12 protein-coding genes, 8 tRNA genes and 1 rRNA gene are annotated in these 12,820 nt (G+C 39.0%); all 21 read left to right on the forward strand.

Annotated features, from left to right (window positions below; translation table 11 throughout):
* Positions 1 to 16 precede the first annotated feature (16 nt).
* The 21 genes from G8Y85_RS04070 to G8Y85_RS04170 all read left to right on the forward strand — a co-directional run bounded on the left by G8Y85_RS04070 (position 17) and on the right by G8Y85_RS04170 (position 12,806).
* Entirely contained in the window at positions 17 to 403 is a 387-nt protein-coding gene (locus G8Y85_RS04070; protein WP_060552306.1) for an FtsB family cell division protein, read from the forward strand.
* Positions 404 to 605: 202 nt separating this feature from the next.
* Positions 606 to 983: a S1 domain-containing RNA-binding protein gene (locus G8Y85_RS04075; protein ID WP_037568011.1), complete on the forward strand. Its 378-nt coding sequence runs from the start codon at positions 606 to 608 to the stop codon at positions 981 to 983.
* Between the two features lie 72 nt (positions 984 to 1,055).
* Positions 1,056 to 2,336 (forward strand): tRNA lysidine(34) synthetase TilS, encoded by a 1,281-nt coding sequence (tilS, locus tag G8Y85_RS04080; RefSeq protein ID WP_165805472.1) that lies wholly within the window; start codon positions 1,056 to 1,058, stop codon positions 2,334 to 2,336.
* Positions 2,326 to 2,865: a hypoxanthine phosphoribosyltransferase gene (gene hpt, locus G8Y85_RS04085; protein ID WP_037568015.1), complete on the forward strand. Its 540-nt coding sequence runs from the start codon at positions 2,326 to 2,328 to the stop codon at positions 2,863 to 2,865. The genes tilS and hpt overlap by 11 nt, the downstream gene beginning before the upstream one ends.
* A 124-nt stretch (positions 2,866 to 2,989) precedes the next feature.
* Complete coding sequence (ftsH, locus tag G8Y85_RS04090) at positions 2,990 to 5,113, forward strand: ATP-dependent zinc metalloprotease FtsH (protein ID WP_037568017.1); 2,124 nt, start codon at positions 2,990 to 2,992, stop codon at positions 5,111 to 5,113.
* A 145-nt stretch (positions 5,114 to 5,258) separates the two neighbouring features.
* Positions 5,259 to 6,149, forward strand: a complete 891-nt coding sequence (gene hslO / locus G8Y85_RS04095; protein WP_060552309.1) for an Hsp33 family molecular chaperone HslO — start codon at positions 5,259 to 5,261, stop codon at positions 6,147 to 6,149.
* A gap of 166 nt (positions 6,150 to 6,315) precedes the next feature.
* The gene (cysK, locus tag G8Y85_RS04100; RefSeq protein WP_037568020.1) at positions 6,316 to 7,245 is read left to right on the forward strand and encodes a cysteine synthase A; all 930 of its coding nucleotides are present in this window, start codon (positions 6,316 to 6,318) and stop codon (positions 7,243 to 7,245) included.
* Positions 7,246 to 7,375: 130 nt separating this feature from the next.
* A complete protein-coding gene (gene folP / locus G8Y85_RS04105; protein WP_165805473.1) occupies positions 7,376 to 8,167 on the forward strand; it encodes a dihydropteroate synthase in 792 nt (263 codons plus the stop codon).
* Positions 8,157 to 8,528: a dihydroneopterin aldolase gene (gene folB / locus G8Y85_RS04110; protein ID WP_107401372.1), complete on the forward strand. Its 372-nt coding sequence runs from the start codon at positions 8,157 to 8,159 to the stop codon at positions 8,526 to 8,528. The genes folP and folB overlap by 11 nt, the downstream gene beginning before the upstream one ends.
* Positions 8,521 to 9,000 carry a 2-amino-4-hydroxy-6-hydroxymethyldihydropteridine diphosphokinase gene (gene folK, locus G8Y85_RS04115; protein ID WP_165805474.1) on the forward strand — a complete coding sequence of 160 codons (480 nt, stop codon included), beginning with the start codon at positions 8,521 to 8,523 and terminating at the stop codon, positions 8,998 to 9,000. Before folB ends, folK begins: the two co-directional genes overlap by 8 nt.
* An 85-nt stretch (positions 9,001 to 9,085) precedes the next feature.
* Positions 9,086 to 10,081 carry a tRNA dihydrouridine synthase DusB gene (gene dusB / locus G8Y85_RS04120; RefSeq protein WP_037568028.1) on the forward strand — a complete coding sequence of 332 codons (996 nt, stop codon included), beginning with the start codon at positions 9,086 to 9,088 and terminating at the stop codon, positions 10,079 to 10,081.
* 19 nt (positions 10,082 to 10,100) lie between these two features.
* On the forward strand, positions 10,101 to 11,588 hold the full coding sequence (lysS, locus tag G8Y85_RS04125; RefSeq protein WP_165805475.1) for a lysine--tRNA ligase: 1,488 nt from the start codon (positions 10,101 to 10,103) through the stop codon (positions 11,586 to 11,588).
* A gap of 398 nt (positions 11,589 to 11,986) precedes the next feature.
* A 5S ribosomal RNA gene (gene rrf, locus G8Y85_RS04130) occupies positions 11,987 to 12,101 on the forward strand.
* Positions 12,102 to 12,110: 9 nt separating this feature from the next.
* Positions 12,111 to 12,186 (forward strand) — tRNA-Val (locus tag G8Y85_RS04135).
* Positions 12,187 to 12,192: 6 nt separating this feature from the next.
* Positions 12,193 to 12,268 (forward strand) — tRNA-Thr (locus G8Y85_RS04140).
* 7 nt (positions 12,269 to 12,275) lie between these two features.
* Positions 12,276 to 12,348: transfer RNA gene (locus G8Y85_RS04145), tRNA-Lys, on the forward strand.
* Between the two features lie 18 nt (positions 12,349 to 12,366).
* Positions 12,367 to 12,441 (forward strand) — tRNA-Gly (locus tag G8Y85_RS04150).
* 8 nt (positions 12,442 to 12,449) lie between these two features.
* Positions 12,450 to 12,538: transfer RNA gene (locus G8Y85_RS04155), tRNA-Leu, on the forward strand.
* 9 nt (positions 12,539 to 12,547) lie between these two features.
* Positions 12,548 to 12,624 (forward strand) — tRNA-Arg (locus G8Y85_RS04160).
* Positions 12,625 to 12,633: 9 nt separating this feature from the next.
* A tRNA-Pro gene (locus G8Y85_RS04165) sits at positions 12,634 to 12,707 on the forward strand.
* 23 nt (positions 12,708 to 12,730) lie between these two features.
* Positions 12,731 to 12,806, forward strand: a tRNA-Ala gene (locus G8Y85_RS04170).
* Positions 12,807 to 12,820: the final 14 nt, after the last annotated feature.

Genomic DNA, 12,820 nt, shown 5'->3' on the forward strand with positions numbered 1-12,820 from the left:
AGAAAGGTGACGCCGCATGAATGATAAAGTTCAAAATATCGGCAATCAATATACATCACAAAAAAACGCTAAAAAACGTCGGCATGAACAACGTAAACGTATTGTAAAAAAGCGTATTTTAGTTTTTGGTGGTATTTTATTAGCCATTATCGCAGTGATGTTAGTATTAGTATTTGCGCAAATGAAAAGTAATTCGGATGCTTCAAATGAACGTCAGGCGAAAGAAGAAGAATATCAAAAATTACAAGATAAAGAAATTGAACTTAAAGAGCAGCTTAACAATTTAAATGATCCATCTTATATCGAAAAAGTGGCGCGTGATGAATATTATTTAAGTAACGACGGTGAAATCATCTTTAAGTTACCTGAAGACCAACCGAAACAAAATAATAAGAAAAAGTAATAGACTGAGAAATAGCGCGTACACATGATGAGTTACATGGACATTCGATTAATGCAGTTTAAAGTCGAAAAATAGTGTGTTTCATTATCGTTTTAGTAAAATACGTAAATAAAATAGTGAATCATCAATTTGTCATTGTTAAAATACGGAAACAAACGTATAATAGAACTAAATATCGAATTCAGGAGGATGCATTAAAACAATGTCAATCGAAGTAGGAAGTAAGGTTAAAGGTAAAGTCACTGGTATCAAAAAATTCGGTGCATTTGTGGAGTTGCCTGAAGGTAAAAGTGGGTTAGTTCATATCAGTGAAGTCGCTGATAACTATGTAGAAAACGTAGAAGATCACTTAACTGTCGGGGATGACGTTGAGGTTAAAGTATTATCCATCGCCGATGATGGCAAAATCAGTCTTTCAATTAAAAAAGCCAAAGAGCGTCCACGTAGACAAAAACCGGCACAAAAACCAGAAGACTTTGAGAAAAAACTATCAAACTTCTTAAAAGATAGTGAGGATAAACTTACTTCTATTAAGCGTCAAACAGAATCTAGACGTGGTGGTAGAGGCGCGCGTCGCTAAATTTAATGCAAGGGGTTGAGAAACGAAGGCATACTTTGAATCTCAACCCTTATTTTGTGTGGGGGTTAAATGATGAAGGTAACTTGGAAAGCAGATGACCATATCGTTGTTGCAGTGTCCACTGGCATTGATAGTATGGTTTTGTTGCATCGATTATTACATCAATATCAAACGACATACAAACAACTTTCCGTGCTTCATGTACATCACGGATTGCGGCGCGGTTCTGACGAAGAAGCGGAGTTTGTGACACAATATTGTGAACAGTACGGTATCCCCATTTACGTCAAGCGGCTTCATTTACAACCTATTGTTGAAGCAGGGCGCAGCATTCAAAGTGACGCGCGCGCTGCACGTTATCGCTGGTTTGAAGATATGATGCATCAATTGAAAGGGGACGTATTAATGACGGCCCATCACTTTGATGATTTGATAGAAACCGTGTTCTACCGTATTTTTACTGGTAAAGTGTATCGTAGCGCTTTAGGCATGCAAGCATGTGAGCAACGTCACGGTTATCGTTTAATGCGCCCTATGTTGGAAGAAACTAAAAGTGACATTGCGACATATCAACACGATCACAACGTGCCATACTTTGAGGATGAAAGTAATCAAGATACAAAATATGTAAGGAATATGATTCGTCATGATATGTTACCGATTATCGACGACCACGAACAATTTAAAATTACGCATTTGAAAAAACTCTACGACATGCATCTAGAGTCTATCCGGGTTTTTGAACAGATGGCTGACGACTACATCGCAGTCCAAGTGAAACAAACCGACCATCAATATGAGATGTCTATCCAATCATTCAATAAATGTCCAGAACATGTTAGAATGATTATTCTGGATAAATTAATACAAAAATGGGAAAATATCGTACCGGTGAGTGATGTTCAATATCACCAATGGTTTGTGCAACTGACACAACCTATAGCACAAATTGAACTACATGCTTCAAACACATGGCGTATCAATAAGGTGTATGATAAATTAACCTTATCAACGGTTGAACAGGCACCATTACAATCGATGTATTTGAAGACGCCTGGCTATTATCAATTCGGTGATTATGAGATTAGAGTGGCGTCGCTTGATGCATTGCGTGGACCACTTCTTATAAGGACACGTCAAGATGGCGACCGCGTTCAACTACATTCCCATGGTCATAAAAAAGTATCGCGTTTAATGATTGATGCCAAAGTGCCTCAACATACGCGAGACCGTATACCAGTCATTGAAGATGCAACGGGTGACATAGTGGCTGTTGGCACGCTGTATCAACATATAAAAGTGAACCAAATAATAACAATCGCATATTTAGGAGATGAAAATAATGAGAAATGATTTGAAAGATGTATTACTTACGGAAACTGAAATTTATGATATTTGTGACAAGCTAGGTCATGCTATTACCGAAGATTACCGTGGTAAAGATTTACTATGTGTAGGGATTTTAAAAGGCTCTGTTTTATTTATGACAGATTTAATTAAGCGTATCGATACACCACTATCGATCGATTTTATGGATGTATCTAGTTACCATGGTGGTACGGAGTCCACTGGAGAAGTACAAATTTTAAAAGATTTAAGCACATCCATTGAAAATAAAGATGTCTTAATTATTGAAGATATATTAGAAACAGGTACGACTTTAAAATCTATAACAGAATTATTAGCGTCTCGTCGCGTCAAATCTTTAGAAATCGTGACGTTATTAGATAAGCCAAACCGTCGTAAAGCAGATATTGAAGCAAAATATGTTGGACGTCAAATACCTGATGAGTTTGTTGTAGGGTACGGCTTAGATTATAAAGAAAAATATCGTAATCTCCCATACATTGGAACATTAAAACCAGCGATTTATGAGCAATAATTTTAAAGAAAATGACTACGCATATCGTTGAAGGATGTTTGTCAATGTCTATTACTAGCCAGTCGTAATTAGATTATGGTAAAATTTTTGTTAGTTTTATATTTGAAGTAGGAGGAAACGACGCATGCAAAAAGCTTTTCGTAATGTGCTGTTTATAGCTTTAATCGGCGTTGTTATTTTTGGGCTTTTTTCTTGGATTAACGGAAATGGAAAAGTGCCTAAAGAGCTTACGTATAATCAATTTACACAACAATTAAAGGACGGCAAAATTAAGTCTTTAGAAATTCAACCGTCTCATAATGTGTATAAAGTGAGTGGTAAGTTAAACAACGGTGATGATTACTCATCAACGATTCTATTTAATAACGATAAAGAGCTAGAACAGGTTACTGATATTGCTCATAAACAGAAAGATTTAGAATTAACCGTTAAAGAAGAAGAAGGTCAAAGTGTGTTTGTAAGTATTTTAACGACACTGATTCCTGTCTTAATCATTGCACTTTTATTTATCTTCTTCTTAAGTCAAGCACAAGGTGGCGGTGGCGGCGGTCGTATGATGAATTTTGGTAAATCAAAAGCCAAAATGTACGATAATCAAAAACGACGCGTGCGCTTTACAGATGTTGCTGGTGCAGACGAAGAAAAACAAGAATTAATTGAAATTGTTGATTTCTTAAAAGACAATAAGAAATTTAAACAAATGGGTTCACGTATTCCAAAAGGGGTCTTGCTTGTTGGTCCTCCGGGAACAGGGAAAACGTTACTTGCGCGAGCAGTTGCTGGTGAAGCAGGTGTACCATTCTTCTCAATCAGTGGTTCAGACTTCGTTGAGATGTTTGTAGGTGTAGGTGCGAGCCGTGTGCGTGACTTATTTGAAAATGCGAAAAAGAATGCGCCGTGTATCATTTTTATAGATGAAATTGATGCTGTAGGTCGTCAACGTGGTGCAGGTGTTGGTGGTGGTCACGATGAACGTGAACAAACATTAAACCAATTGCTTGTTGAAATGGATGGATTTGGTGAAAATGAAGGTATCATTATGATTGCCGCAACAAACCGCCCAGACATTTTAGATCCAGCGTTATTACGTCCAGGTCGATTTGATCGACAAATTCAAGTAGGCCGTCCGGACGTTAAAGGCCGTGAAGCTGTCTTACATGTACATGCGAAAAATAAACCTTTAGATGAAACGGTTGATTTAAAAGCGATTGCACAACGTACACCAGGTTTCTCAGGTGCAGATTTAGAAAACTTGCTTAATGAAGCATCGTTAATTGCTGCACGTGGTGGTAAGAAGAAAATTGACATGCGTGATATTGAAGAAGCGACGGACCGTGTTATCGCAGGACCTGCTAAGAAATCACGTGTTATTTCTGACAAAGAACGTAATATTGTAGCACACCATGAAGCGGGTCATACTGTGATTGGTATGGTACTTGATGAAGCAGAGGTTGTGCATAAAGTAACTATCGTTCCACGTGGTCAAGCCGGTGGTTATGCGATGATGTTACCGAAACAAGATCGTTTCTTAATGACAGAGCCAGAAATGCTCGACAAAATTTGTGGTTTACTTGGTGGTCGTGTGGCAGAAGATATCATTTTCGATGAAGTATCGACTGGTGCTTCTAACGACTTCGAACGTGCGACGCAGTTAGCACGTCAAATGGTTACTGAATATGGTATGAGTAAAAAATTAGGACCGTTACAATTCTCACACGGCGGTGGACAAGTATTCCTAGGTAAAGACATGTCTGGTCAACCAGAATACTCTGGCCAAATTGCTTACGAAATTGATAAAGAAGTGCAACGCATCATTAAAGAACAATATGAGCGTTGTAAACAAATTCTTACAGAACATGAATCTCAATTGCGTTTAATTGCTGAAACATTATTAACTGAAGAAACGTTAGTTGCTGAACAAATTCAGTCACTTTTCCATGAAGGACATTTACCGGTCGTTAATTACGATGATGCAAAAGTGGTTGAGCGCAATGGCGATGATGATTTCGATCAAGGTAAGTACGGTAAATCTTATGATGAGATTCGACGTGAGCAAGAGGAATTAACAAACCGTTCACGCGCAGGAAAATCTGAGCGTCGTGAAGATGAATCAACAACTCAAGACGGACAAGATGCTAAAGATGCTTCACATGATACAAAACAAGATGAAGCACCGTCTGAAGATACGACAGGTTACGAAGAAGAACCTAAAATTGATCGTCCTGGTGAAGATAAACCACCACATTAACGTGATGTACACCGTCTCGAAATCATTATTTTCGAGGCGGTGTCTTTTTGTGTTAAAGTTAGCTTAAATATAAGTCATTTTAGTTGAGTGGATACGTTAATGCGATTATGATAAACAAATGAAAGCAATAAAGGAGCGAATAGGAATGACTCAAGACTATATCGTCAAGGCGCTTGCCTTTAATGGTGAAATACGTGCATATAGTTCTAAAACTACAGATACAATTCAAGAAGCACAAACACGTCATTACACTTGGCCAACTGCTTCTGCAGCACTAGGGCGTACGATGACGGCTACGTTAATGATGGGGGCTATGTTAAAAGGTGACCAGAAATTAACAGTGACCGTAGATGGTGATGGCCCTATTGGCAAAATCATCGCTGATGCTGATGCGAAAGGACGTGTACGTGGCTATGTCGCACAACCACAAACACATTTTCCATTAAATGAAGCGGGTAAATTAGATGTACGACGTGCCGTTGGGACATCAGGTGCGATTAATGTCGTTAAAGATGTTGGCATGAGAGATTACTATACGGGTAGTAGTCCAATTGTTTCTGGAGAACTTGGCGATGATTTTACGTATTACTTTGCAAATAGTGAGCAAACACCATCGTCGGTAGGTGTCGGTGTTTTAGTAAATCCAGACAACTCAATTAAAGCAGCGGGCGGTTTTATCATCCAAGTGATGCCTGGTGCGAAAGAGGAAACGATTGATCAATTAGAAGCTGCCATTACAACAATGACGCCAGTTTCTAAATTAATCGATGAAGGGTTAACGCCAGAAGAGATGTTGATTCACATTTTTGGAGAAGGCAATGTAGAATTTTTAGAAACCATTCCAGCTCAATTTGAGTGTCAATGTGGCCACGATAAATTTTTGAATGCCATGCGTGGTTTAGGAGAAGCTGAAATCGAGAATATGATTAAAGTAGATCACGGCGCTGAAGCAGAATGTCATTTTTGTCGCTCTAAGTATCAATACACTGAAGCAGAATTGCAAGGTGTGTTGAATGAACTGAAGCAACAACATTAAAAGTGATACTACGGGATAAATGGTGAAGGTTGTCCGCAATTGTTTTTGTTTGAGATCAAGCTTTATGCTTTTTTAATTGTCAGAAAAATGGTACACTGTTTTTATATCCGATTCGATAACTATGTATTCAGTGTATGAATATTAATTTAAAGTGAGGTTGTTTTAAATGGTAAGAAAACCTGTAGAAAATATTACTGAAATTATTGGTCAAACACCCGTAGTCAAATTAAGACATCAAGCTGGCGAAGATGCAGCGGACATTTATGTTAAATTAGAATATCAAAATCCTGGTGGCTCAGTGAAAGACCGTATTGCGCTAGCGATGATTGAACAAGCTGAAAAAGACGGCAAAATCAAACCCGGTGACACAATTGTTGAACCGACAAGTGGTAACACAGGCATTGGTTTAGCGTTTGTATGTGCGGCTAAAGGCTACAAAGCAGTATTCACTATGCCGGAAACAATGAGTCAAGAACGTCGTAACTTATTAAAAGCGTATGGGGCAGAACTGGTTTTAACACCAGGTTCAGAAGCGATGAAAGGTGCCATTAAAAAGGCGAAAGAACTTAAAGAAGAACATGGATATTTTGAACCCCAACAATTCGAAAACCCAGCGAACCCTAAGGTGCATGAGCTTACAACTGGTCCAGAACTAGTAGAACAATTCGAAGGCAAAACAATTGATGCATTCTTAGCGGGTGTCGGTACTGGTGGTACATTGTCTGGTGCTGGGAAAGTGTTAAAAGAAAAATATCCTGATATTCAACTTGTAGCCATTGAACCTGAGGCTTCTCCGGTATTAAGTGGTGGTGAGCCAGGACCTCATAAATTACAAGGTTTAGGTGCAGGGTTTATTCCTGATACATTAAACACAGATATCTATGATGAAGTCATCACAGTAGGTAATGACGTTGCGATGGAGACATCACGTCGTGTTGCCAAAGAAGAAGGTATTTTAGGTGGTATTTCTTCAGGTGCAGCCATTTATGCTGCGATCCAAAAAGCGAAAGAGTTAGGTAAAGGCAAAACAGTCGTTACTGTATTACCAAGTAATGGTGAGCGTTATTTATCAACACCATTATATAATTTTGAATAATTGTGCGTATAACAAACGAGGGTGAGACATGTGTCTTATCCTCATTTTTTTATGATTCATCCTATGGACCGCACGTATGACTTATAAATTTGCTATAATGGTCGTATTCATAGAGAAAGGATGACCGAACATGAAATCTACACAAATCATGGGTATTTTAAATGTGACACCTGATTCATTTTCAGACGGCGGTCAGTATAATGATGTTGAAAAAGCAGTCGCACATGCACATCAAATGGTTGAAGCAGGTGCGCATATCATTGATGTTGGTGGCGTATCGACGCGGCCAGGTCATGAAGAAGTTACGGTCGAAGAAGAATTACAACGTGTGGTGCCTGTTGTTAAGGCTTTAAATGGCATTGGTGCGCAAATATCCGTGGATACATTTAGAAGTGAAGTTGCTGAAGCGGCACTTGAAGCGGGTGCGCACATCATTAATGACCAATGGGCGGGTTTATATGATGAAGCATTATTTGAGGTTGTCGCCAAATATCACGCTGAAATTATTTTGATGCATAACGGTGATGGTCAAAGAGATACGCCTGTTGTAGACGAAATGTTAGTTACTTTATTAAAACAAGCTAACAAAGCAGTATTAGCAGGGATACCTCAAGAAAATATTTGGTTAGATCCAGGCATCGGTTTTGCTAAAACGCGTGAAGAAGAGCAAATCGTGATGGCACGACTAGATGAACTGGTTGCCACAGGTTTTAAAGTACTTCTCGCAACGAGTCGCAAACGCTTTATAAAAGAATTGTTAGGTGGCGATAATAAAGTGGATGAACGTGACGAAGCGACGGCAGCAACAACAGCGTACGGCATTATGAAAGGTGTCGACGGTGTGCGCGTACATAACGTATTAATGAATGCACGCCTAGCAAAAGCGATGGATGCGTTGAAAGGATATGAAGATGAACGATAAAATATTTTTACAAGGACTTGAATTTTACGCATATCATGGAGCGCTGCCAGCTGAAAATGAAATCGGGCAAGTGTTCATTGTGGATATCGAAATGAAAGTGGATTTAGCTGAAGCAGGCGAATCAGATCGTGTAGAAGATACGGTTCATTATGGTGAGGTATATGAAGATGTTAAAGCAATCATGGAAGGTCCTCCCGTGAATTTACTGGAATATCTCGCGGAACGTGTTGCAAAGCGTATAAATTCACACTATAATCGTGTAATGGAAACGAAAGTTAGAATTACAAAAAAGAACCCGCCTATTCATGGTATTTATAATGGTGTAGGCATTGAAATTGTGAGGTTGAATCATCATGATTGATGTGTATTTAGGTTTGGGAAGTAATATTGGCGATCGTGAACAACAATTAAAATCAGCTGTAGAACGTTTGGATCAAGTGACTGACATTCATGTACAACAGGTATCATCTATGCATGAAACAAAACCTGTAGGCTATGTCGATCAACCTGATTTTTTGAATGTATGTCTTCATATTAAAACTTCGTTAAGTCCAGAAGTATTACTACAACAATGTTTAGATATTGAAAAAGAGCTCCACCGTGTGCGTAAAGTGCGCTGGGGCCCTAGAACGATAGACATTGATGTGTTGTTATATGGAGATCGAATAATAGAGTCGGAGCAACTCATCGTGCCACATCCTAGAATGACTGAGCGTGCTTTTGTGATGATTCCATTAAATGAAATTGCATCACACGTCATTGAACCACGTAGTAAAAAAACAATTCAATCCCTTGTTCACCCTGATGAAACTGTTGTAAAATATCAAAATTAAATGTTTAATTTAGGCAAGGTTCGACATAAATCGTTGAAATCGGTGTCTAAGTATACAGATAAAGTATTTATTGGAGGCACGACTTATGTGGAAAATAGGAGACGTCGAAATTCAAAATAGAGTCGTACTTGCACCTATGGCTGGTGTGTGTAATTCTGCATTTCGCTTAACAGTCAAAGAATTTGGTGCAGGACTTGTTTGTGCAGAAATGGTGAGTGACAAAGCGATTTTATTTAATAATCCTAAAACAATGAAAATGTTATATATCGACGAAAATGAACGCCCACTATCGCTACAAATTTTTGGTGGGGAAAAAGAAACGCTTGTTGAAGCAGCGGAATACGTAGATAAAAATACAACAGCAGATATTATTGATATCAACATGGGATGTCCAGTGTCAAAAATTATTAAATGTGAAGCCGGAGCACGATGGTTACTTGATCCGAATAAAATATATGAAATGGTATCCGCTGTTACAGAACGTGTGAGTAAGCCAGTAACATGTAAAATGCGTATTGGTTGGGATGAAGATCATATTTATGCAGTTGAAAATGCTAAAGCAGCAGAGCGTGCTGGTGCAGCCGCGATTTCATTACATGGTCGTACACGCGTTCAAATGTATGAAGGCAAAGCGGATTGGGATATTATTCGTCAAGTTAAAGAAGCGGTTAACATTCCAGTAATTGGTAATGGTGACGTAACAAGTCCTGAACTTGCTGAAAAAATGTTGAAAGAAACAGGAGTAGATGCGGTCATGATTGGCCGTGAAGCACTTGGTAATCCATGGATGATTTATAGAACTGTTCATTACCTTGAGACAGGTGAATTGATTGATGAGCCAGAAGTAGACGACAAAGTGGAAATCGCATTGTTACATTTACGTCGACTCGTTGATTTAAAAGGTGAAAAAGTCGGAGTTATGGAAATGCGCAAACACGCATCTTGGTATTTAAAAGGTGTTAGAGGTAACGGAAAAGCGCGAAAGGCTTTAAATCAAGCTGAAACTGAAGCAGAAATGATTGAAATTTTAACGGAATTTCGTGACGAAATGCGTGCGCAACAAAATAAAGTAGAAGCATAGACAAAAAGGAGAGGTAAGCATGTCAGAAGAAATGAACGACCAAATGCAGGTACGTCGACAAAAACTGCAAGAATTACGCGATTTAGGAATTGATCCATTTGGTGAAAAGTTTGACCGAACAGGCGACGCAGCATCATTAAAATCTACGTGGGATGCATTTTCAAAAGAAGAACTTGCAGAAAAAGAAGCGGAAAGCCATACTGTTATCGCTGGTCGATTAATGACAAAACGTGGTAAAGGTAAAGCTGGTTTTGCACACATTAAAGATTTATCAGGTCAAATTCAAATATATGTACGTAAAGACCAAGTTGGAGAAGAACAATTCAATATTTGGAATACAGCAGACTTAGGCGATATTGTCGGCGTAGAAGGTGTAATGTTTAAAACAAACACAGGTGAGCTTTCTGTTAAGGCAAAATCATTTAAATTGTTATCGAAATCATTACGTCCATTACCGGATAAACATCATGGTTTGCAAGATATTGAACAACGTTACCGTCAACGTTACTTAGATTTAATTACAAACGAAGAGAGCGCAGAAACATTCATTAATCGTAGTCGTATTATTCAAGAAATGCGTACGTACTTAAATGATAAAGGTTTCTTAGAAGTTGAAACGCCAATGATGCATCAAATTGCTGGTGGTGCTGCTGCACGTCCATTTGTAACACACCATAATGCGTTAGATGCAACATTATATATGCGTATCGCGATTGAATTACATTTAAAACGTCTCATTGTTGGCGGCTTGGAAAAAGTATATGAAATTGGTCGCGTATTTCGTAACGAAGGCGTGTCTACACGTCATAATCCTGAATTTACGATGATTGAACTTTACGAAGCTTATGCAGATTATCAAGATATTATGAGCTTAACTGAAGAATTAGTGGCATACATTGCACGCAAAGTATTAGGTACAACGTCTATTCAATATGGTGATTATACAATTGAATTAGAACCGAAATGGCGCCGCCTACACATTGTTGATGCTGTTAAAGAAGCCACAGGTGTTAACTTCTTTGATGTGAAAACTGATGAAGAAGCACATGCTTTAGCTAAAGAACACGGCATTGAAGTCGACAAGAATATGAAATACGGTCATATTTTAAACGAGTTCTTTGAACAAAAAGTAGAAGAAACGTTAATACAACCAACGTTTATTTATGGTCATCCGATTGAAATTTCTCCATTAGCTAAGAAAAATCCAGAAGATCCACGTTTTACAGATCGTTTCGAATTGTTTATTGTGGGGCGTGAACATGCGAATGCATTCACAGAATTGAATGATCCAATCGATCAGCGTCAACGTTTTGAAGCGCAACTTGTTGAAAAAGCTCAAGGTAATGATGAAGCGCATGAGATGGACGATGATTTCATTGAGGCATTAGAATATGGTATGCCACCAACTGGTGGGTTAGGTATCGGTATTGACCGATTAGTGATGCTGCTTACGAATTCTCCATCTATTCGTGACGTGCTGTTATTCCCTTATATGCGTCAAAAATAATACAACATAGTGTGACATGGTTAAATGTATGCCTCTTTAGACACGTGGACATACGAACCATGTCACTTTTTTTGATGAAATATAAATATTTCTACATAAGTGTTAAAAAACAGCTTGATATTTTAATTGATACCCTTTAGAATATTTCAAAGTGAGCACGTTAAAGTGTTGAAATGTCATCAATACATATGGTTGAAAAAGTTTTTGGAAAAATGCTGTTAAAGTGTTGACACTAACCTTTAAATTATGTAATATATAAAAGTCGCCGAAACAAGTGGCAACACAAAGTGAAATGTTTGTAAAAAACTTTAAGAAAGTGTAAAATTAACTATTGAAAAGTGTTTGCAAACTGTGTATTATAAAAAGGTAGCCGACATGAGCTACACAATAAAATGTTGTCTGGTGACAATGGCAAAGAGGTCACACCTGTTCCCATGCCGAACACAGAAGTTAAGCTCTTTAGCGCCGATGGTAGTCGGACTTACGTTCCGCGAGAGTAGGACGTTGCCAGGCAATTATTTCGGAGAATTAGCTCAGCTGGGAGAGCATCTGCCTTACAAGCAGAGGGTCGGCGGTTCGAACCCGTCATTCTCCACCATTTATAGCCGGCCTAGCTCAATTGGTAGAGCAACTGACTTGTAATCAGTAGGTTGGGGGTTCAAGTCCTCTGGCCGGCACCATTTATATGAGCCATTAGCTCAGTTGGTAGAGCATCTGACTTTTAATCAGAGGGTCAGAGGTTCGAATCCTCTATGGCTCATCATTCGAATACTATTGAGCAGAAGTAGTTCAGCGGTAGAATACAACCTTGCCAAGGTTGGGGTCGCGGGTTCGAATCCCGTCTTCTGCTCCATTATTTTTGCCGGGGTGGCGGAACTGGCAGACGCACAGGACTTAAAATCCTGCGGTGAGAGATCACCGTACCGGTTCGATTCCGGTCCTCGGCACCATTTTAAATAGCGCCCGTAGCTCAATTGGATAGAGCGTTTGACTACGGATCAAGAGGTTATGGGTTCGACTCCTATCGGGCGCGCCATTTTAATAACGGGAAGTAGCTCAGCTTGGTAGAGCACTTGGTTTGGGACCAAGGGGTCGCAGGTTCAAATCCTGTCTTCCCGACTTCTTAGAAATACCTTTCACATGGGGGCTTAGCTCAGCTGGGAGAGCGCCTGCTTTGCACGCAGGAGGTCAGCGGTTCGATCCCGCTAGTCTCCACCATTTTTATTTAAAAC

This window comes from Staphylococcus sp. 11007852 (assembly GCF_011394325.1).
GTDB lineage: Bacteria > Bacillota > Bacilli > Staphylococcales > Staphylococcaceae > Staphylococcus > Staphylococcus agnetis.